Raw genomic sequence first — 22208 nt, 5'->3', positions numbered from 1 at the left:
CCTATATTTTTTTACAACAACGGCTCTGCTGATACAGCGGGAAAGAATTTAGAGACAGAAATCTCACATCAGCAGAAACAAAACAATCATTCAGCTATTTCTCTGTACACCGCTCCCTAAACAGGATACATTTGTCTCCTATGAAACAGGTGTGGTGTTTTTTCGCGATCTTTTTTATTTCCATGATATCGGCGGCACAAAATAAAGATGAGGCCGACCTGATCATCTACGCGCACGCCCTGAAAAAAGGATTGTATAAATCTTTTGAAGAATTTCAAACAAACAATCCCTCCGGAGAAGGCGACCTTGTTATAAAAAACCGTAGCTCCGCAGCGCAGATCTATCTGCTGGCAAACAGGAACGAGCTCGTCATGCGCGATGCCGCCGGACAGGAACATAAAATAAAAAATTACTGGGGCTACTGCGACGGGCAGTATATCTACATAAAAGACAACGGCCTCAATAAAATAGAACCAGCCGGTTATTACTGCATCTATGAACTTCGTGGCGTACAACCTTCCCGCGGCTACTACAATCAGGCAGACATGACGGTAAACAGCATCAGCACACCCGTCCGGCTGAAGAAAGTGATTAACATCATCACCGGTGAAATCCTGGAGCTTTCTGCTTATAATCTCAAAAAATATATTCTCCCGCAGGATAAAGATTTGTTGGAAGAATTCAGGAGAGATAATGCCAGAAAAGATCAACTTGAGTATTATATTGACCAGTTCAATCAACGGAATAAACCTGTTTTCCAATGATCATACTCCCGGCATAAAAATCCCATTTGTAATAGCAACGGATGCTATCATCCGCTAAAATCCACCCACAGCCGCGCAATGCGTCATTCGCAATTCTTAATTTTTAGTATGCCCGTTCCCGTAATTAATGTATCCTTGCAATAATTATTTATCCCCTTATACCTGCGGGTATGGATTTTGTGATACCCCACCTCAGACGTACGGGAGCATTATCTCATGTGAAAAAGTAAACCATTAGGACGCTTGTGCGTTTTATTTTCAGTAAATTACTATTAGTAATAAATCATAGTGACAGAACCAGCAGAAACCGGAGAAAAACACGGCCGCCCCTGGTGGCGATGGCTTTTATGGATTGTTGTTGCGGTGCTCCTCTTGCCCGTAATGGCTGTTTTATTATTGCAGCTAAACGGCGTGCAGAATTATTTGCGGGAGCAGGGGGAAGTATACCTGCAGAAAAAGCTGCGTACAAAAGTACAGATCGGCTACCTCCACGCCCGTGGATGGCAATACCTCGAACTCAGGAATGTATATGTGGCCGATACAGCCAACCAGGCATTATTTTATACCGGCAGCCTCCGGGTGCATTATAATCTCCTGTCGCTGCTCAACAATGAGCTACAGATCAATAAACTGGAATGGGATACCCTGCTGGTAAATATTTACCGCCACCAGGGCGACACCGCCTTTAACTACCAGTTTGCTGCGGATGCATTCAGCAGTAAAGATGCCACCCCCGATACAATAGCCCCGGCCACTGGCACCACGCTGCAGTTCAGGATCAAAGACGTTTCCCTCCGCCATACGAAAGTCAGTTATATAGATGTACCCGGCGGTATGAATGCCGTACTTACCTGGACAACACTGCACATAGATCCCGATGATCTGCTGATAGATGATGGTATTTACGCTTTCAGGGGGATAACACTGGATGGCCTTAAAGGTTTCTTCAAACAAAATTATATACCCGCTGTTGCAACGGCTGCCGCACCGCCACCACCACCGGTAGATACCAGCAGCGCCGCCTTTCACCTGCTGCTTAAAAAACTACAACTCTCTAATAGCTCGTTCCTGTACAGCAACGATGGCATCGGTATCAGCACCGCCTGGAGAGTAGGAAGCCTGGTATTGCGCAACAGCAGCCTGGACCAGGATTCCACCCGCATACAGGTTGGCGATCTCACCATCCGCAATACCAGGGGAATGCTGTCTATGGTACCCGGTAAAGACACCACCCCGGCGCCACCAGACACGGTTCCTAACACCTGGCAGCTATTTGCCACGCAGGTAAACCTCGACAGCCTCGCATTCCGTTATGATAACGGCAGCCCCGCACCCAAAGCTGCCGGTCCCGATCCCGATTATAATCACCTGCTGCTGACCAATTTTAACAGCAGGATCTCCAACATAAAATATAAACCCGACAGCATCAGTGTAGCATTAAAATCACTGACTGCACGCGACTGGTCCGGCTTTGCCATCCGTAAGGCAAATATGAACGTATTGTTCACGCCCCACAGCCTCGTACTGCAAAACATGCTGTTGCAAACAAACAAAAGCATTTTCCGGAAACACATCGCTGTTACCGTTCCATCCTGGTCCGGCATTTCCGATCATCTTGATCAGCTGGGGCTGGATGCCAACCTCGACTCCGTGCATATTGCACTGGCAGAATGGCTACCCTTTGTTCCCGATGCACGAAAAAACAAATCTTTTGATCCGTTGTGGAAAAAGCAACTAACGCTGGCGGCTATATTAAAAGGCAATCTCGGACTCCTGAATATCAAAACGCTGTACATAAACGATCATGAAGGCAATCTCATAAAAACGGAAAACGCACAGGTGGAACATGTTACAGATATGGACCGCCTCAATGCCAACCTGCCCGACATTTTCGTTGAATCAGGCAATACACCGCTGCGTTCCTGGCTACCCGCCGGTACGCTATCGGACACACCGCGTCTTCCCGAACACATGATCATTACCGGCATGTTTAAAGGCGGCATGAAAAACATGCTCACCCAATTGCAGCTTAAAAGCGACATCGCTACTGCAACAGTCGATGCCCAACTGGTCAACATCGCCGATAGCATACACAGCAGCTATGATGTAAATGTTTCTTATTTCCGGGTTCACCCCGGCATCATGCTGTATGATACCACCTACGGATGGATAGCTGGAAAAATGAGTGCTACCGGTCAGGGCTATACGTTGCGGCAGATGGTAGCCAAAGCAGCCATCCAGCTAAACGAAGCCACCTACAATAAATACACTTACCATGATGTAGCCCTGAATGCAGCCCTGAATAAAGGCGTATTTGAAGCAAAGGGAGAAAGTGCAGATACCAACCTGGTAACCACCTTTGATATCAGCGGCAACCTGGCAGATACCTCTATCCAGGGCCTGAAAGTCAATATGGAACTTACCAAAGCTGACCTTTATGCTACCCATTGGTATACAGCGCCATTAACGCTGAAAGGAAACCTGACCGCGGATTTTAACAGCCTGGAACCAACACACCTGGATGGCGCTGCATTTCTGACCGACTGGCAGATAACCACCAATGGGAACGTGTTTCCATTAGACAGCATCTCATTGATAGCCAAATACAGCGATCAACAATACCTGACCCTGCAAAGCCCGTTCGGACTCATCAACGCCAATGGGATCATCGATTATACAAAAGTAGGCAGCGCCTTCAGTGGGATCATCATGAAACCGTTGCTGCCAGACGACTCCAGCCGCATCATACAAATCCCTGCAGGACAACACCTGCAATGGACCGCGTCATTGCAATGGCCGCGCAGCCTGCAAGCCATGATGCCTGCCCTTCACATGGAAGTGCCCCTGGAAATAGCCGGCCGCCTCAACAGCGATAGCAGCCTGCTCTTTCTCCGCGCAGACATGCCTAAAATTAATTACGACTCTTTACAAATAGACAGCCTGAAACTTTATGCCCGCATCGTAGACACTTCCTTGCAGACATATGTTTCACTGGTAGACATGAAACACCCTACTTTCCCGCTGTATCACACGGTGCTGAGAGCCCGCGCCAACACAGGCGTAGTCAATTTCGACCTTTTACTGGATGATATAAAAAAACAGCCCAAATATAAAGTAGGAGGCCTCTTAACCTTCCTGCCGGATAGTGTGATGGAACTATCTCTCAAACCCGGACTACTGCTCAATAAACAGGAGTGGACCGTGGCTGAAAATAATATCCTGCGGATAAAAGACGGCGCACCGGATACCGCTAACATCAAATTATCACAGGGCGATCAGTCTATCCAGATCAGTACCCGGTCAGACACCGGCACCACCAAAGCACTACAGGCCAATATTGCTGGTTTTCAGCTATCCACCATCACCGGACTGCTGGCTTCAGATACCTTGCTGGCAAACGGCGTATTGAATGCCGAAGCACTTGTACGCAACTGGGATACTTCTCCCCTTATCAACGCTAAACTAACACTGGACAGTCTAACGGTGAAGAATACACGTATGGGAACACTCAATGCTACCGTGGAAAACGATCAACCCAATCAGTATAAACTTACCGCAGCACTTTCCGGAAATGAAAATGATATAAAAATAGATGGTAACTACGATAGTACTATCAATGCACAGGTAGATATCAACAACCTGAACATGGCCACCATGGAGCCTTTTACAATGGGTAATGTATCCCACATGTATGGCAGCGCCAACGGGCAGTTTCATATTTCCGGTACCACCGCAAAACCTGCTGTAAAAGGCAACCTGCATTTCAATAATGCCGGTGGCACCATCAACTACATTGGCAACACCCTTCACCTGCCGGACGAAGATATTGTGATCGATGAAAAAGGAATCCTATTCAACAACCTCGTCATTGCCGATAGCCTCAATAATGAACTGGTAGTAAATGGCCGCATCAATACATCCGACTATATGAAGTATAACTTCAACCTGGATGTTAATGCTGACAATTTTATGGCCCTGGGCAAACAGCAAAACGAAGAACAATGGATCTACGGGCCCGCATTCATTGACAGCAAAGTGAAGATCCGCGGCACAATGGACCTCCCACGGGTAGACGCCAACCTGAAGCTGCGCGATAAATCAAGTGTAACCGTGATGCTCCCGCAGGAAGAACCGGGACTGGCAGACCGGGAAGGCGTTGTGGAATTTGTTGATAAATCAAACCCTATTGACACCGCGCTGCTGGCGAAACTGGATAGTATCAAATACAGCAACCCAAGATTGAAGGGAATGTTTTTCTCCGGTAATGTGGAAATAACACCGGAGTCTGTTCTGAAAATTATCATTGATAAAGAAAACGGAGATTATGTACAGGCAAAAGGTACGGCAAGCCTCAATGCTACGCTGGACCCAAGCAGCAAAATGAGCCTGACCGGCCGCTATGAAATTACAGAAGGTAAGTATGAAATGTCGCTGAACCAGCTCATAAAACGTTCCTTCGATATTCAGAAAGGTAGCTTCATCTCCTTCAACGGAGATGCCATGAGCGCAGACATGGATATCACGGCCAAATACACCGTGAATGCTCCCGCCATCGACCTGGTGCAGGATCAGTTGGGAAGTATGACTGCGCAGCAAAGAAATACCTACAAACAAAGGATTCCTTTTGAAGTTTACCTGATGATCAAAGGAAGCCTGTTAAAACCCGATATCAGCTTCCGCCTGGATATGCCGGAAAAAGAACGCAATGATTTTAATGGTGCGCCTTACAATCGCATCAAACAAATAAACCAGGTACCATCAGAGCTGAACAAACAGGTAATGGGATTGCTGGTATTAAATACCTTCATTCCAGACGATCCGATGAACACCCTCGATAACAGCGGTGGTGGGGTAGGACAGGCAGCCCGTAACAGCGTGAGCAAAATTTTATCACAACAGCTCAATAACCTGGCGGGCAATCTTATAAAAGGCGTAGATCTCAATTTTGATCTGCAAAGCAAAGAAGATTATTCTACCGGCACAGCACAGGAAACCACTAACCTCAATATCGGTGCCTCTAAAAATCTGTTTAATGATCGTTTAACCGTTTCCGTTGGTTCCAATATTGTTTTAACTGGTAATCAGCAAAGCGCCAGCTCGCTGGTAGGCGATATCTCCATCGAGTATAAACTAAGTCGTGATGGCCGATACAGGATACGTGTATATCAGCGTAATGATAACCAAACCGTCATCCAGGGACAGTTTGTAGAAACGGGCGTAGCGTTTATGCTCGTGATGGATTATGATGAATTCAGAGAAATTCTGCAACGCACAAAAGACACAAAAAAAGCGCAGAAGCTGCGGGACAAAAAAGATAAGAAGGAAAATAAAAACACGAACAATCAGGATGCGGAAAAGAAATAGCCATATTATCTGTTGTATCATATGCTGTCTGGGTTTCCTGGGCATCAGCTCCTGTAGCACTACGCGCACCGTGCCGGAAGGTGATCGCCTGTACACCGGCAGTTCAGTAACATGGAAAGATAAAAAACCGAAAGACTATGGCTCGCTGAAAGAGAATATGGAAAAAAGGATCCGGCCCAATCCCAACCGGAAGTTTATCGGCATGCCTTTAAAACTGTGGTTATATAATATGGGTAAAGAGCCTAAAGGGAAAGGCCTCAATTACCTGTTACGGAAAAAATGGGGAGAGCCTCCTGTATTACTCAGCAAGGCCAAGCCGGATTATACCGGCACTGTGCTCCAGGAATACCTGGTTGATAACGGTTTCTTTCAGGCCGGTGTAACATCTGCCGTAAAAAATTCAGGAAAGAAAAAAGCGTCTATCAATTACACTGCAACTCCCAATCATCGCTACACAATTAAAAGTGTTACCTTCTTAACAGATAGCAGCTCTATTGGCAAAGCCGTTACCGGTACTGCGAATGAAAGCTCTCTGGTGGTAGGTGCGCCCTATTCGCTGGACTCCGTCAAGGCCGAACGGGAACGCATACACGCAAGTCTGAAAGAACAGGGTTTTTATTATTTTACACCCGATTATTTACTGGTACAGGTAGATAGTACCAACCGTGGAACTGTTGATTTATTTGTGAAGATAAAAGACAACACGCCCCTGCTGGCGCTGCGTCCTTACCGGATGCATGATATTAGCCTGTTCCCGGATTATTCACTGGATAATGATTCTACCTCCACTGTAGGTACGCCTTTAAATTATCACGGTATTTACATCGTCGATTCTGCCAAACGTTTCAAGCCCATTGTATTTGAGCGTTCCGTATTTCTGCGGCCGGATAGTTTATACCGGCTGAGTTCTCACAACATCACCTTGCAACGTCTGATCAACCTGGGGGTATTTAAATTTGTGAAAGGCTCTTTCCGCCCCATACGTGATACCAGCAGACACACCATCGTTGGCAGAGGGCTGAATGGCCCCGGAGGACGCGATACTACGGTAAGGAGATTAAGTCCCGCAAAAGAGGCCACCTACAAACGCGATACCACATTGGCCAGTACGTATCGTGCCATGGTAAATAACAAAGTATCCCTGGATAGTGGCTGGCTCGATGCCCAGTTTTTTCTTACACCTTACAAGCGCCGTTCCCTTCAGGCAGAATTACGCGGTACCTCCAAATCAAATGGGTTTGTGGGCTCCGAAGTAAGACTCTCTGCTAAAAACCGTAACTGGCTGCATGCTGCCAACCTGTTGGAAATAACACTCAACGGCGGCCTCGAATGGCAAACAGGTAATAATAAAGCGGGTGGCGGAAATTCATATGTATTAGGAGCAGAAGCAGCGGTAACCATTCCCCGCTTCCTTACACCGATAAAAGGAATTAATATCCGTACTCCATACGTTCCGCATACACGTATCAGCGCCGGATATGAATTATACAGCCGCGCAGATCTGTATAACCTGAACGCATATACGGTGCAGTTGCAATACCTCTGGCAACGCTCTGCATACCTCAGTCACGTGTTTTCACCGATAGCCGTTACTTATGTGCTGCCCACTAAAACAACAGCAGCATACGATAGTATCCTCGTCAATGATCCCAGCCAACGGTCGGCTATAGAAAAACAGTTTATCCTGGGTGGCAACTACACCATCACCTACAATAATCAGGCAGCCAACCGGGTACATAGTTTTTACCTCAGCGGGAATATCGATGTATCCGGCAATATTGCGGGCCTGTTGATAAAGAAAAGCGATTCTACCAAAAACATATTAAACAATCCCTTTGCGCAATATGAACGGTTAAGCCTGGAAGGCCGCCACTATTGGAGCCTGGGGAAAGGTAAACAATGGATCAACCGTTTATTTCTGGGCTATGGTTTGCCCTACGGCAACTCTACCACGCTGCCTTTTGTAAAACAGTTTTTCACCGGTGGTAGCAGTAGTATCCGTGCGTTCAGGGCGCGTACACTAGGCCCCGGATCATTTCATAATCCACAGGTAGATTCCTCCTCATTGCTCGCCAATGAAGCCGGCGATATCAAACTGGAATTCAACTCCGAGTTGCGGGTTCATGTAGCCAGCGTATTCAATGTCGCCGCGTTTGTAGATGCCGGTAACATCTGGTTACAGAAAGCAGTACCTGATAAAACAGGCAGCCGGTTTAAATGGGAATCATTTTATAAAGAAATCGCTGTAGGCGCCGGTGTCGGTTTGCGCATTGACGCCTCTATTGTGGTTGTACGTTTTGATGTGGCCATACCACTCCGCATTCCTTACCTACCGGAAAATGAGCGTTGGGTGATCAACAAAATAAATTTCGGAGAACCCGAATGGCGCAAAAAAAACCTGATCCTGAATATTGCAATAGGTTATCCATTTTAATAATTGTGTGAACAATGATTGCTATCAATCATCGTTCACACAATCCTACAATACATCCTTGATATATTTGTAATTGCTTTTCACTGCATCAAATACCTCATCATAACGTCCGCCCAATATCATCTTGCCCATCCATAATGCATATCCTTTCATCTGTTCAAATTCAATCTTTGGTGGCATCGCCAGGGCGTTGGGATTAGTAAAAATATTTACCAGTACCGGACCAGTAGCCTGACAGGCCTGTGTAAGTATCGGTTCCACTTCATCCGGCTTACGGATGGTATAGGCTGTAAATCCCATGGCCACGGCTACTGCGGCAAAATCCGGATTTTCCATATCTGTTTGCCAGTCAGGAAGACCGGCCACTTCCATCTCCAGCTTTACCATACCCAGTGCGCGGTTGTTGAACACAATTACTTTTACCGGCAACTGGTATTGTTTGATCGTCATCAGATCGCCCAGCAGCATGGTGAGTCCGCCGTCTCCGCAGAGGGCAAACACTTCGCGGCCCGGTTGCGCCAAAGCCGCACCTATTGCCTGCGGCATGGCATTGGCCATGGAACCGTGATTAAATGATCCCAGCAAAGTGCGCTTGCCGGTAGCTTCCAGGTAGCGGGCAGTCCATACATTGGTCATACCGGTATCCACGGTAAAAATAGCATCGGAAGCTGCCAGCCTGTTAATGATTGTTGCCACAAACTCCGGACTGATACTATCTTCTTTTCCGTTATCCGTTACATAGGTTTGCATGCGTTGCTGCACGTCTTTGTAAAACGACAACATAGCATCGAGAAATGTGCGGTCTGTTTTATCTTTCAGCAAGGGGAGCAGCGCCCGCAGTGTATCCCCGATATCACCGCACAGGCCCATTTCCAGGCTGGCCCTGCGGCCCAGCCGTTCCGGCTGAATATCTACCTGTACAATCTTTGGTTTCTCCGGCATAAAAGGCGTGTAAGGAAAATCCGTTCCCAACAGCAGTACCACATCTGCTTCATGCATGCTTTTATAGGCGGAGGCGAGGCCCAGTAAGCCGGTCATCCCTACTTCATTGGGGTTATCATATTGAATTCCCATTTTGGCGCGAAAAGAGTAGGCTACAGGCGCTTTCAGTAATTGCGATAATGCCACCACTTCATCATGGGCCGCAGCGGCGCCTAGTCCGCAGTAAATGGCAACCCTGCCTGCACCATCCAGGAGTGCGGCCAGCTGCTGCAATTCCGTCACTGACGGACAGATCACCGGCTTCGGCTGATACAAACGGATGGCTGTAGGAATATCTACAGCATCTGCGGCGCCTATGTCTCCGGGCAATCCTATTACGGCCACTCCTTTTTTATGCACGGCATGTTGCAATGCCGCCTGTAACATCCGCGGCGCCTGTGCTGCGGTAGCAGCTACCTGGTTATAACAACTGCAATCAGCAAATAATTTGATGGTATTGGTTTCCTGGAAAAAGTCGCTGCCAAATTCATTGGTGGCACAAGTAGAAGCAATGGCAATCACTGCCGCACCGGAACGGTGTGCATCATAAAGGCCATTGATCAGGTGTACATGCCCCGGACCACTGCTCCCCGCACAACAGGCAAGCCCGTTCAACTGCGCTTCTGCTCCGGCTGCGAAGGCGCCTGCTTCCTCATGCCGCACATGCACCCATTGAATGCGGCCATCCCGACGCACCGCATCATTGATATGATTCAGGCTATCGCCGGTTACGGCATAAATTCGTTTAATACCGGCCTGTGCCAGCATCTCTACCAATTGATCGGCAACTAATTTCCCCATAAAATTCTTTTTATCGCGGTTGAAATGATTTATAAAAAACATTTCCTTACACACATTGTTCAACGGTAACATTCCGCTGCCGGAGGTTGCCTCACCGGAAAGCACAGAAATTTCCTTTACTTTTATGGACAGATAAACCGCCTTATTACTATGACTATCTACCCTACTACCCCCTTGAAAAATAAGCTGGTACTGATAGCAGGTGCTTTGCTCATCCTGTGCGGAACTGCCTGTAACCGCAAGATTACCCAAACCGGTAAAGCATCCTATTACGCCGATACATTTGATGGAAAACGAACCGCCAGTGGTGAAACATTTCACCAGCGTCATCTCACCGCAGCGCATCGTAGTTTGCCTTTTGGTACACGCGTAACCGTTATAAATGTCGCCAACGGGCGGAGTGTGAAAGTACGTGTCAATGACCGGGGACCTTTTGTGCAGGGACGTATAATAGATCTCTCCCGCAAAGCCGCCACCAAAATAGGTATGCTTAATACGGGTGTGGCTAACGTGGAAATAAAATATAAAAAGAAAAAGAAGTAAAAATAAACGGAGTGATGATGTACATCATCACTCCGCTCACATCATTTCATACTTTGCAGCCCAAGCCTGTTTCCTTCCGTATCAATGAAAATACCTACGTGTCCGGCTTCTTCTCCCATAAACGTTTTATCCATCACTACTTTTCCGCCGGATTTTTTCACCTGCTTTAATATATCATTCAGGTCATCACCACCATTCAGATACACGAGCAGCCCGTTCTGAGCCGGTTCATAACCATCGCCCTGCACAAGTGCGCCGCTGTTGTACTGATCTTTTGTAGGAAACAAGGCATACTGTAACGGCCCCATTTTCATGTCAAAAAATTCCGCCTTAAAAAGTTGTGCATAGAATTTTTTTGCACGCGGAAGGTCTTTCACCGGAATCTCTATCCAGTTAGATAAGTGTTGCATGATCTTGTTTTTTAAAGATGAATAATCATGCACAAATCTAGCAGCTGCCTTGTCTGCAAAATTGTAAAAATGGGAACACTATGATTTGTAAAAAATACGCCCGAATGCATTGTCCTGGCGGGCATATCGGGTAGGGGAAAACCCGGTAAACCGTTTGAACTCTTTTATAAAATGCGACTGATCATAATAATAATCATACAGATCCTTGCCAAAAAAATGAATTACTTCCCGCTGATTATATGCTTTATAAAACAGTTGAAACCGGCTCACTGCTGCCAGCGTTTTTGGATTCAATCCCATGCATTGTGCAAACCGTATGTCCAGGTAACGGCGCGTATAGCCTAGCTTCCTGGAAAGCTCCTCCATCGTGATCAGGCCATTATTAGTAAAGATCTGTTGCGCCGCATAATCCACAATAACATCTTCCTTATTCAATACCTGTAGCTGCCGCAATAAAAACTGTTCCGTTAAGGCTATCTTTCTGTGAACCTTTGTTTCATTGGCGACCACCTCTTGTAGTTGCCGGCCAGCCTTTCCCAGTATGGTTTCCAGCGTCAATACTTTATTGGTCAGTTCATGCATGGCCACCTGAAAAAAACGATAAGCCGCAAAGGGTTTAAATTCAATACCAATGGAGCCGCAGTTACCTTCGCTCACAATTGTTGCAGGCGTATCCATTTGCCCGATAAGAATAATGGACGACTCACGGTGCGTATCTGCAAAACCAATGCGCGAGCTGCTGATCGCACTTTTGTAAGGAATAATCATTTTCAGCATCCCGTTCGGAACAATCAGTGCAAGATCCCCCGGAGGAATACCGGTACTGCTTTCAAATACCCATATCTGTTCAATGTAGGACTGCAAAGCAGGGCAGGGGAGTTGTTTATGTAAAAACACAATAACAATTTACTCATTTTATTATTTAATTACTTAGTTATGGACCTTTCTTTCGGCCCTTTCTCATTCCATTGTAATTTTTTCAAATCAACATTGCTTTTGGCCGTCATTGCTCCTTTATTTGTTGATATTAACTACTGAACAATGAAACAAAACGTACTTTTCGCGACCCTGCTGGCTATTTGCTTTACGGCAAACCATGCAATGGCACAAATACCGCCGGCAGTACTTCCCGGCTTTACCGCTTATGCCGACCCCACTGAAGAAAATGTAGAAATCAGTTCCAGGAGTGGCGTAGTGAACTGGACAGGTAACAGCAATACCGTAAATTTTTATTTTCATGCCGCTAGTACCGGCCCGCTAAAAGTAACGATGCAGGCAAAATCCGATGCTGCCAGTAAAATAAGTGTTACTGTAAATGGTGCTGAAAAAATAGTTAGCATACCTAACAGTACTGACTATACGAATATACCGGTATTGCAAACCAATATCAAAAAACCAGGCTTCTATTGTGTGTCTTTAAAAGGGCTGGAAAAAACAGGCCACGTGTATGCCGATGTAAAAAGTATTACCCTGAACGGTGCTGCTGTAAAAAATATTCAGTTCAACGCCAAACCCTGGCGCCGTGCGGCTTCTGTGCATTTAAACTATCCCGTTCCGGAAGGTAAAAATGTAGAATGGTTTTATGGAGAAATTAAAGTACCGGAAGGAGAAGATCAACTGGGTACCTACTTCATGTCATGCGGTTTTCACCGGGGATATTTTGGGATGCAGGTAAATTCTCCGACGGAAAGAAGAGTTATTTTTTCCGTGTGGGATGCAGGTGGAGAACCGGATGAACGCAGCAATGTAAAGTATGAAGACCAGGTAGTAATGCTGGCAAAAGGCGACAGTGTATATGCCAGCGGGTTTGGTGGAGAAGGAACCGGCGGCCATAGCCATTGGGTGTATAACTGGAAAGCCGGTCAAACTTACCGATTCCTGATGCACAGCGTACCACGCGGCACCACCACCACCTATACCGCTTACTTCTATGTACCGGAACACCAGGAATGGAAACTGATCGCCAGTTTCCGCGCACCAAAAGACGGAAAGTATATGGGCCACCTCTATTCTTTCCTGGAAAACTTCTCATTTGAAAATGGTCATATCGGACGTAAAGGCTATTTCGGTAATCATTGGATCAAAACCAATACCGGTGAATGGATAGAGCTGACAAAAGCAAAGTTTACCAATGATGCTACAGCCAAAGCAAAAGACCGTATCGATTATGGCGGAGGCGCTGAAAATGGCTGGTTCTACTTATGGAACAGCGGCTTCAAACCTGCCAACGCACAATACGGCGACATGTTTGAACGCCCTACCACCGGCAAACACCCCGAAATAGTACTCCCTCCGTTTTAAGCTGAATAGAGCAGATCGAAGTTTCGCTTCGATCTGCTCTATTCATATAAATCACATCAATGATCATTTATTATCCTATATACCCCATAGGACTGATGTAACAAATTTAGATCTGCTCCCCCTTAGCGGATTTTAATTTAAATTCGATTTGAAAATGATATCTCTGATAACATCATTATACACATGCCCATAAAAAAAATGCTGCCTATTCCGGATGTACTGGATGCGCTGAACCCGTTTAAAGTAAAAAAACAGCGCCTGATGAATTTCAATCCGGCAATGGGAATAACTCCCCGGAAACCGGCAGAAACAAGTAAAATCACGGTATTTGAGTATAACAGTGATGATTGTAAGGAAAAAGTGCTGGACAACATAGAGGATACTTTTCCTTATATGAAATCCCAACACCTGAGCTGGATCAATATAGACGGCATTAAAAAAGAAGATGTTCACGCCATCTGCGAGTACTTTATGATCCACCCGTTGATTGAAGAAGATATCCTGAGTATTGGGCAACGTGCAAAAATGGATGAAATCGGGGAGCGACTATTCTGCCTGCTTCCTATGATGTATTTCAATAAAGAAAGTACCACCATCGACCAGGAACAGGTGAGCATTGTGTTAGGAAAGAATTTCGTGATCTCCTTTCAGGAAGATCCGCAACGCGATGTTTTTGATCCGGTGCGGGATAAACTCAAAATTCACGGATCACGGATCCGCAACGGTGAAGCGGATTATCTCTGCTATTCACTCCTCGATGTAATTATAGATAATTATTTTGTGGTGCTGGATAAATTAGGAGAAAGGATAGAAGTGATGGAAGATGTAGTGCAACACAACCCCGACACCCGCGCGCTTGCACGCATCAACTTCCTCCGCCGGCAGGTATTATTTTATAAACGCGCTATTTCTCCTGTGCGTGAACTGGTAAATGGTTTTCTCAAAAGCGAAAGCGATCTCCTGGAAGATAAAGTAACGAAGTACTATAAAGATGTGTACGACCACATTATCCAGTGTAACGACCTTGCAGACAACTACCGGGATATGGTGCTGAATCTACAGGAAATGTATCATACACAGCTCAACCTGAAGATGAATGAGATCATGAAAGTGCTGGCAGTGGTAACCACGCTCATCACACCTCTTACCCTCATAGCGGGTATCTATGGAATGAATTTCCACAACATGCCTGAACTGGAGTCCCGCAACGGCTACTTTTATACATTGGCCGCCATGGGCCTGCTCCTGGTAATCATGATCATGCTTTTCCGCAAACGCGGCTGGTTTTAACCCCTGTTCTTATAGATAGGTACGGTAGAACAAGGTTCTCCATACATCATACTTTTTACAACCGGGCGCAGCAGGCGTGTAATTTCTGCATAGGCAACTTCTCCCACCCGTTTATCCCCACAACCTTTTATAACAATCCTTTTATCAGTAAAGGACGCGACATCTATTTTAGAAAGATTTTGCAGGAACAGTGTTTTATAGATAAAATCAGCATCTCCAAAGGCTGCATAGTTCACCACCGGCTCCAGGTAAGTCATTACAAGCATATATGCCCACAAAGGGATCACCGCATCTGCGCTACAGATTAAACCCACATTCTTTCCACGGTATTGTTCCCAGTCAAATGACTGCAATCCTGCCCGGAAGTCCTTTTCTTTCAGGATAAGCCCCATGAAAAGGTGATCTTTCAGGTCAAATACAACGATATCACCTGCAGGGAAATAATGTTCCAGGTCAATGGTTTCCAGGCCACTCTGCGCTACTTTATTTATTATTTCGTCCATTGGTATCCTTATTTAAGAATACAAATTTACGAATAAGCTGGAAGGAATGTAAATAAGAAGACCCGGAGCTGGTCAAACGCCCTGAAAACAGAAAAGGGAAGCGTTTCCGCCTCCCTTTCCATATGTCAGTAAAAATGTATTTGTCTAGAAGAATTTGCCACGGTTATCTTTCACGTCGCTTTTCTTTTTCAGTACTTCAAATAATTGCTGATCCAGCATGGATTTAATACCCTGTTCGTAGGCGGCCTGTTGACTGGCTACGTCCTGTGCAGGCTGCGCAGCAGCTTCATAACTGTCGGCTTTTACAACATAAACACCGGCATTACCTTCAATTGGAGTGGAAACACTCGTTGTGCCCCATTTCTTATTGAAAGCAGCACCTGCTACGCGAGGTTCAAAGCCCATGGAAGCAATGAAAGGAGTAGCAAAACTCACACCTTCTGCCTTTAATACCGGCTGATTGGTAGATTTCGCAGCTGCGTCCAGGTTTGCCGGAGTTTGCAGTTTAGCGATGATCTGTTCTGCTTTTTTATGCTTCTTAACTTCCGCTTCAACCTGTGGTCTTACATCTGCCAGTGGGGCAGTACCTTCTTTGCGTACGCTGGTCAGTACAGCTACTACATATTTATCATCAAAAGTAAATACGGTGCTAACATCGCCTTTTTTAGCTTCGTAAGCCCAGCGAACCAGTTCGCGTGACTGGCCAATACCCGGCGTAACGAAATCCATAGGACGTACATTATCAGCGATCCTTTTGTTTAATTTTTGTTGTTGAACTGTTTTTTCGAAAGCAGCTGTGTTACGGCTTTTGCTGGCGAAATCACTTGCAGCACTGAAAGCGATGTTATTCGTTTCCTTGCTTGCTTCTACTGGTTTACCCAGGTAGGCTACTTTAATAGCAGGGCCGATATTTTTCAGGTCCATGATCTGCATCACGTGATAACCGAATTGGGTTTTCACTGTTTTCACCTGGCCTTTGCTGCCTTCAAGTGCAAATTCTTTAAATTCAGGTACAAATTGGGAAGCAGGGGTAATATCATATTCGCCACCGGTTTCTTTGCTACCCGGATCATCAGAATATTTACTTACCAGTGCTTTAAAGTCTGCACCACCTTTCACCGCTACTTCAATGCTATCAGCACGTTTTTTAGCGATAGAATCGGGTAATCCGCCCTGGGCGCTGGAGCCAATCAGGATGTGGCGCACTTTTACGGTGTCTGGCATGTTTTTACGATCCACCATTTTCGCAAATACGATCAGGTTGTTATCGTAATAAGGTCCATATATACTTCCTACAGGCAGATTTACGATAGAGTCTTTCTCCGGAACCTGTGCGGCATTTTTGGAAATATAGCCATCGTAATATTTAATATCGGAGTTGCGGTTAATGAAACCGGCAAGATCTTTTGTGGTGTCCAGCTCTGCTTTGAGTCCTACGATCTGGTGGATCGCTGTCGTGGAATCCTGTGCAGAAGGGATTGCATCAAATGATACATATTCCACTTTGCGGGATTCTTCTACTTTGAAGAGTTCTTTGTGATCCTGGATAAAACGATCCAGTTCAGCGTCTGTTACTTTAATAGTAGAATCTGCAATAGAAGCATAAGGAACGCTTACATATGATATGGTAGCAGTTTTGCTATTATCTTCCTGTTGCTGTTTGGCTAACCAGGAAGGATAATACACACCTTGTTTAACCATTGTTACATACTTCAGTTGTTCCTGTGACTTACCAATGTAGTTTTCCAGCTGTTCCAGGGCCTGACGGATCTGGGGGTTGCTGCTGGCTTGCGAAATGGTTTGCTGCAATGCAACGCGGTCAAACTGGCCATCACGTGTAAATTGCTGAACAACGATCGGATTAGGATTCTTTCCTTTAATCTGATCTACTATTTCGGCCTCAGTTACAGCGATACCCAATTTTTTATATTGAGCCTGCATAATTTGTTCATTCAGAAACTGGTTCCAAACCTGTTCACGGATATACTGACGTGTTTGTTCGTCAATATTACCATTCGGCATCTGCTGACGTGCGCCAGCTTCCGCGTCCTGAATAAGGCGCTGGTAATCGCTAAACTCCAGCCCTTCTCCATTTACTTTTCCCACGGTGGTAGAACGCTGGGACATAGAACTTTTGCCAAAAAAGGCATCCTGCAACAGGAAACTAACAATAGCCAGGCAAATCACTACTACGATCATGACGGCGTATTTCTCCCTGATTTTCTGAATTACTGACATATATTATATAGTCTACATTTTTAAGGATAGCAAAAATAGAATAAAATAACTGTAACTGCAAAAGAGTATTTTCATCGGTGAAACCCAATACAGTAAAGGGTTCTATCGTCATATAACACTTTTATGGTCTAAATATCATTCACAGGTTTTCCACATACGGGGTTTTTATTCAACTTATTTTTTTTCAATACTTTAATGTTTTAAAATGCCCGCTATGCGAATGTTTTCGCAAAAAGAGGAAAATAAACCGCTCATTGGTTTATGCACAAATGTGAAAAAGCTCATTTCAACAATTCACACGAAAATGTGAATAAGATATGTCTAATTTGATGACACACACGATTTGACTGTTTTTCATTCCCGACTCCTTTTTTTCCACATTTGATGTGTAAAACCCCCTATAAAAGTGAATATAAAGTGGGAAAAGGTGCCTACCGACAGAGGTAAAACTAATTTTGTTTTTATGCCCGAAATTACCCTTAGAAATGGAAAGCGGAATATGTGGATACCAAACGTCGTCTTCTAACATTTTCCTAATACCTCTCCGACGAAAAAGATTTTAACGAACAAGGATATCCACCTATGTGGATGAAATAGTAAAAAACCAGTAATGACGCGGAAAGAGCATGTTAATTAGATGTGGAAAGCGTATAAAAAAAGAATAACAACTACATTTGTATACGGGCCGGAAAATTAATTTCCACATATTCACAGCCCTAATAGTAGTGGGCTTTTCTTTTTAAATATTTAAATAAGTATATAGTTATGATTACGGAAATCGCTGTCGCGAAAAAAAATTTGCAACACAACGGATTTTTGGATATATCGGTGGATCCCGGTTTGGATTTGTTTGCAGCGATAGAAAATTTAAAAAAAGAAAAAAATGCCATCGTGCTGGCACACTATTACCAGGAACCCGATATCCAGGATGTAGCCGACTACATCGGAGATAGTTTGGGTCTTAGTCAGCAAGCTGCAAAAACCGATGCGGATATGATTGTTTTCGCCGGTGTACACTTTATGGCTGAGACTGCTAAGATTTTAAGTCCGCAGAAGAAAGTCTTGCTGCCGGATCTCAAAGCAGGTTGCTCACTGGCCGATAGTGCACCACCAGAGCTGTTTAAGAAGTTCCGGGACAAGTATCCTGACCACATTGTGATCTCTTACATAAACTGTTCAGCGGGTATCAAAGCACTCAGCGATATCATTTGCACGTCTTCTAATGCCCAAAAGATCATCGAAAGCGTACCACACAATCAGCCCATCATATTTGCACCTGACCGCAATTTAGGGGCTTATCTGATCCAGCAAACGGGTCGCGACATGGTTTTATGGAATGGCGCCTGTATGGTGCATGAGATTTTCTCCCTTGAAAAAATTACAAAGCTGAAAGTACGGCATCCTAAAGCCAAAGTGATTGCGCATCCGGAATGTGAACCTGCTGTGTTAGCTATTGCGGATTACATCGGTTCCACTACCGGCTTGCTGAAATTCAGTCAGCGGGACGACGCACAGGAATATATCGTGGTTACGGAAACAGGGATCCTTCACCAGATGCAAAAGGAAAATCCCGGAAAAACTTTTATTCCCGCACCACCCAATAATGCGTGTGCTTGTAACGATTGCCCACACATGAAATTGAATACGCTTGAAAAGCTGTATTTGTGCATGAAGTACGAACAGCCGGAAATTACCATGGAAGAAAACCTGAGAATAGCCGCTAAAAAGCCAATAGAACGAATGTTGGAGATTAGTGCACAAGCAGGTCTATAATATAATTATTTGATTACCAGTATATTTTAAATATTATTTTTAGATAATTAATAAATTGAAACAAACAGAATGCCCTGAGATTCTTATGGTCTCAGGGCATTCGTATTTATGTACGAACCGATTAATTCTCAGCGCGTTATGAATGCTTTGAGAAGCGGCTCTTTTCTTTCCTTCCTGCCCCTTGTGCTATATATTACAGCCATAAATCATTCCTTGATAAAATCTTATATTGATAAGAGGTAAGAATAATTTTTAAGCGCCTTGAGAATGAAGAATTTATTTTGGTCCCTGGGTTAGCACGTACAATTTTTTTTCATCGGATTGTCAAAGCTCTCCTAGCGTCGTGAGAAGCTGATATTTGTTGTTCTACCGCATCCTTTACCGGAATTATCTCCTATACCGGTGTTAAGCCCTGTTTTTCAAAGGCCTTGAGAATTGAATATTTTGTTTTCACTCAGCTATATGGCGGACTTCCATTTTTCGTGTAATTCTCCGGCACTTTATTTTCGATCTTTTTATTTTAGTTATCTGGAATTCAATACTACGTGGCTTATCCGGGGGCTTAGCCAGTATTAGTCCGATGTTTCTTTTTACCAAAATGAGCCACCTTGATGCCTGCAGGGCCTATTTTTTGAGTGGCATGAGAATCAAATATTTAAAGATATCGTGGGGTTACCCCAGTGTTTTGGTTTTTGTTTGATTGTCGTGAGACTTGTAGTGCGTTGAGAATGTATCGCGTATTGGGGTATGCCAGGGGATCAAAAATATATTGGATTCTCAGCGTCTTCATAAGGCTGTGAGAATTAGTTATTTTTTTTGAAGGATGATTTTCAAATATTTTGATGATTCTATTCAATTGTCAACACACTACAAGTGCGCTGACAATGGAATATTTTTAACACTTTTCTATTAAGATGTGGGAGCGAAAAACAGCGGGGATTCTCACGACGTCAGGAGTGGGCTGAGGTTTTGTTATAAAAAATTTGCCTGGAGTATTCAGTGAAGAATATAAATTTTGCATTGTCAGCGTACTTGTAGTGTGCTGACAGTGCAAAATTTTTTATTTTTTTAATGACTTATAGCTGTGGAAATAATAGGGGATTCTCGCAGCACTTGTAGTGCGCTGACAATGTAAAATTCTTAAATTTTCAATGACTTATAGTTGTGAAAATAATAGGGGGATTCTCAGGGCACTTGTAAGATGCTGACGATTGAATATTTCTGATTTTTATTCACTTATGTCTGAAAAAATAGCCAGGCGATTGTGACGATACTCCCAAGGTGCTGACAATTGAATATTTATTTTACGCTTTGGGAAGATCCTGCTTAGGAGAGATGTGAAGTTGTTATGAGTGGTCTGAGGATCAAGTATTTATTTTTACCCGTGGTAACTGCGGGTATTTTTAAAATATTTGATCGTGGTGGCAATGATGTTGCGCTGGAAATTGAAAGAATAAATTTCCTTGAGGAAGTGAACCGGAGAATGAAGTCTCAGGAGTATTTTATTAACTTTTTAGGAAGAAATAGTGGAAATGAGAGTAATTCTTCTCTTTTTTAAGAGAAAATGTTTTTTTTTCTAAAAAAATTTTTGATTTTTTATTGAAAAAAGAGAAGAATAGCCCAAAAATGGAGATAAAATTTATTTTTTGAGCTATTTTTTGTGCTGAAATCAACTTTTTTTCAGGGAAATAGGGGAAATTATATTTCCTCTACCCAAATATGATCTGCTTCTGTTTTTCTTAAAGATAAATTATATCCAGCAACCATAATTGAAATGGGATCTCCCAGCGGTGCAATTTTCTCTATTTTAACTGTCTCACCTGGTACGCAACCCATTTCCATCAGCTTAATATGAAGATCATCTTTTTCGAATTCTATAATTACCGCGCTTTTACCTGTAGCCAAAGAGGATAATTTCTTAATGCCTTTTTTCATTACCTACTTATTAATCTGTTTAAACTTTGTTCCGGCACAATGGAATAAACGTGATGAAATGATTGGACAAAGGTACCTCTGCGGGAGGAATATCCAAAAAGAAACCTTGATCGAATCCGGAATTTCATTTTAATTTTACAACTACTTAATAATTGCATATAAATGGCTATTCAGTTTACAGCTCACGAAGTAAAAGTGAATTTAAAAGAGAAGAGAAAATTAAAAGCGTTTTTGGCGGATTTGTTTTCTAAGGAAGGACAGGGTTTAAAAGATCTGCATTATGTTTTTTGTTCTGATGCATATTTATTGGAGATAAATAAACAGTTTCTTCAGCATGACACCTATACCGATATTGTAACTTTTGAAATGGGGGAGGATCCTGCTGTTACAGAAGGTGAAATATATATTAGTGTGGATCGTGTTCAGGAGAATGCAGAAAAATTTCAGGTTTCAATAAACCAGGAATTGCATCGGGTAATTTTTCATGGTGCCTTGCATTTATGTGGGTTTAAAGATAAAAGTAAAGCAGATAGCATCTTAATGCGTAAGATGGAAGATAAATACCTGACTAAGTACTTCGGATCGAATTAATTTGATGTTCCACGTGGAACATCAAATTTTATAAAGATTTTAATAAGATGTAAAGGGGGAATGTTTCACGTGGAACATTCCCCCCTTTATTATTTATGTTAGCGGGTTTATAGAGCAATCGTAATGGAATGTTTAATATTTGTTCTTATGGTGATAGCTGAAGGATGTGCTTCGGGAGGAATAAATAATGATGTAGGTCGGAAAGTGGACAGGGAAGAGGATGATTATATTAGTGCCTTGTCTTAAAATAGGGTTGTGCACTATAAATTTTTTTAGGACG

General features: G+C 43.9%; 14 protein-coding genes. 8 read left to right on the top strand and 6 right to left on the bottom strand.

Going from position 1 to position 22208, the window contains the following annotated elements:
• Positions 1–131 precede the first annotated feature (131 nt).
• The 3 genes from ABQ275_RS23925 to ABQ275_RS23915 all read left to right on the top strand — a co-directional run bounded on the left by ABQ275_RS23925 (position 132) and on the right by ABQ275_RS23915 (position 8562).
• Positions 132–764 carry a hypothetical protein gene (locus ABQ275_RS23925; RefSeq protein ID WP_349315665.1) on the top strand — a complete coding sequence of 211 codons (633 nt, stop codon included), beginning with the start codon at positions 132–134 and terminating at the stop codon, positions 762–764.
• A 288-nt stretch (positions 765–1052) separates the two neighbouring features.
• Positions 1053–6128, top strand: coding sequence for a translocation/assembly module TamB domain-containing protein (locus ABQ275_RS23920; RefSeq protein ID WP_349315664.1), 5076 nt, complete (start codon positions 1053–1055; stop codon positions 6126–6128).
• On the top strand, positions 6112–8562 hold the full coding sequence (locus ABQ275_RS23915) for a BamA/TamA family outer membrane protein (RefSeq protein ID WP_349315663.1): 2451 nt from the start codon (positions 6112–6114) through the stop codon (positions 8560–8562). Before ABQ275_RS23920 ends, ABQ275_RS23915 begins: the two co-directional genes overlap by 17 nt.
• A 45-nt stretch (positions 8563–8607) precedes the next feature.
• Here ABQ275_RS23915 and ABQ275_RS23910 read toward each other — a convergent pair whose 3' ends face one another.
• Entirely contained in the window at positions 8608–10344 is a 1737-nt protein-coding gene (locus tag ABQ275_RS23910) for a thiamine pyrophosphate-dependent enzyme (protein ID WP_349315662.1), read from the bottom strand.
• 150 nt (positions 10345–10494) lie between these two features.
• Here ABQ275_RS23910 and ABQ275_RS23905 point away from each other — a divergent pair, with 150 nt between their 5' ends.
• Positions 10495–10887: a septal ring lytic transglycosylase RlpA family protein gene (locus tag ABQ275_RS23905; protein ID WP_349315661.1), complete on the top strand. Its 393-nt coding sequence runs from the start codon at positions 10495–10497 to the stop codon at positions 10885–10887.
• Between the two features lie 41 nt (positions 10888–10928).
• Here ABQ275_RS23905 and ABQ275_RS23900 read toward each other — a convergent pair whose 3' ends face one another.
• Positions 10929–11297 (bottom strand): VOC family protein, encoded by a 369-nt coding sequence (locus tag ABQ275_RS23900; RefSeq protein WP_349315660.1) that lies wholly within the window; start codon positions 11295–11297, stop codon positions 10929–10931.
• A 78-nt stretch (positions 11298–11375) separates the two neighbouring features.
• Complete coding sequence (locus ABQ275_RS23895) at positions 11376–12194, bottom strand: AraC family transcriptional regulator (RefSeq protein WP_349315659.1); 819 nt, start codon at positions 12192–12194, stop codon at positions 11376–11378.
• 144 nt (positions 12195–12338) lie between these two features.
• Between ABQ275_RS23895 and ABQ275_RS23890 the strand changes: the two genes are divergently transcribed.
• Together ABQ275_RS23890 and corA are read left to right on the top strand one after the other, a co-directional pair.
• Positions 12339–13598 (top strand): DUF3472 domain-containing protein, encoded by a 1260-nt coding sequence (locus tag ABQ275_RS23890; protein ID WP_349315658.1) that lies wholly within the window; start codon positions 12339–12341, stop codon positions 13596–13598.
• Between the two features lie 183 nt (positions 13599–13781).
• Complete coding sequence (gene corA, locus ABQ275_RS23885) at positions 13782–14888, top strand: magnesium/cobalt transporter CorA (RefSeq protein WP_349315657.1); 1107 nt, start codon at positions 13782–13784, stop codon at positions 14886–14888.
• Here corA and ABQ275_RS23880 read toward each other — a convergent pair.
• Positions 14885–15391 (bottom strand): DUF2480 family protein, encoded by a 507-nt coding sequence (locus ABQ275_RS23880; RefSeq protein ID WP_349315656.1) that lies wholly within the window; start codon positions 15389–15391, stop codon positions 14885–14887. The two genes, corA and ABQ275_RS23880, sit on opposite strands and share 4 nt — an antisense overlap.
• A 144-nt stretch (positions 15392–15535) precedes the next feature.
• Positions 15536–17629: a SurA N-terminal domain-containing protein gene (locus ABQ275_RS23875; protein ID WP_349315655.1), complete on the bottom strand. Its 2094-nt coding sequence runs from the start codon at positions 17627–17629 to the stop codon at positions 15536–15538.
• Between the two features lie 765 nt (positions 17630–18394).
• Here ABQ275_RS23875 and nadA point away from each other — a divergent pair.
• Positions 18395–19402: a quinolinate synthase NadA gene (gene nadA, locus ABQ275_RS23870; protein WP_349315654.1), complete on the top strand. Its 1008-nt coding sequence runs from the start codon at positions 18395–18397 to the stop codon at positions 19400–19402.
• A gap of 1698 nt (positions 19403–21100) precedes the next feature.
• Here nadA and ABQ275_RS23865 read toward each other — a convergent pair.
• Positions 21101–21337, bottom strand: a complete 237-nt coding sequence (locus tag ABQ275_RS23865; protein ID WP_349315653.1) for a FeoA family protein — start codon at positions 21335–21337, stop codon at positions 21101–21103.
• 162 nt (positions 21338–21499) lie between these two features.
• Here ABQ275_RS23865 and ybeY point away from each other — a divergent pair, with 162 nt between their 5' ends.
• Positions 21500–21928 carry an rRNA maturation RNase YbeY gene (ybeY, locus tag ABQ275_RS23860; protein WP_349315652.1) on the top strand — a complete coding sequence of 143 codons (429 nt, stop codon included), beginning with the start codon at positions 21500–21502 and terminating at the stop codon, positions 21926–21928.
• Positions 21929–22208: the final 280 nt, after the last annotated feature.

Source organism: Chitinophaga sp. MM2321 (assembly GCF_964033635.1).
In the GTDB taxonomy this organism is placed as follows: domain Bacteria; phylum Bacteroidota; class Bacteroidia; order Chitinophagales; family Chitinophagaceae; genus Chitinophaga.
Note: the sequence above shows the minus strand (reverse complement) of the source record. Positions and strands in the feature narration are given on the sequence as shown.

Coding starts and splice junctions, on each gene's coding strand:
- ABQ275_RS23905 (WP_349315661.1), top strand. CDS start 10,495: ATGACTATCTACCCTACTACCCCCTTGAAAAATAAGCTGGTACTGATA.
- ABQ275_RS23915 (WP_349315663.1), top strand. CDS start 6,112: ATGCGGAAAAGAAATAGCCATATTATCTGTTGTATCATATGCTGTCTG.
- nadA (WP_349315654.1), top strand. CDS start 18,395: ATGATTACGGAAATCGCTGTCGCGAAAAAAAATTTGCAACACAACGGA.
- ybeY (WP_349315652.1), top strand. CDS start 21,500: ATGGCTATTCAGTTTACAGCTCACGAAGTAAAAGTGAATTTAAAAGAG.
- ABQ275_RS23910 (WP_349315662.1), bottom strand. CDS start 10,344: ATGGGGAAATTAGTTGCCGATCAATTGGTAGAGATGCTGGCACAGGCC.
- ABQ275_RS23865 (WP_349315653.1), bottom strand. CDS start 21,337: ATGAAAAAAGGCATTAAGAAATTATCCTCTTTGGCTACAGGTAAAAGC.
- ABQ275_RS23900 (WP_349315660.1), bottom strand. CDS start 11,297: ATGCAACACTTATCTAACTGGATAGAGATTCCGGTGAAAGACCTTCCG.
- ABQ275_RS23880 (WP_349315656.1), bottom strand. CDS start 15,391: ATGGACGAAATAATAAATAAAGTAGCGCAGAGTGGCCTGGAAACCATT.
- ABQ275_RS23890 (WP_349315658.1), top strand. CDS start 12,339: ATGAAACAAAACGTACTTTTCGCGACCCTGCTGGCTATTTGCTTTACG.
- corA (WP_349315657.1), top strand. CDS start 13,782: ATGCCCATAAAAAAAATGCTGCCTATTCCGGATGTACTGGATGCGCTG.
- ABQ275_RS23875 (WP_349315655.1), bottom strand. CDS start 17,629: ATGTCAGTAATTCAGAAAATCAGGGAGAAATACGCCGTCATGATCGTA.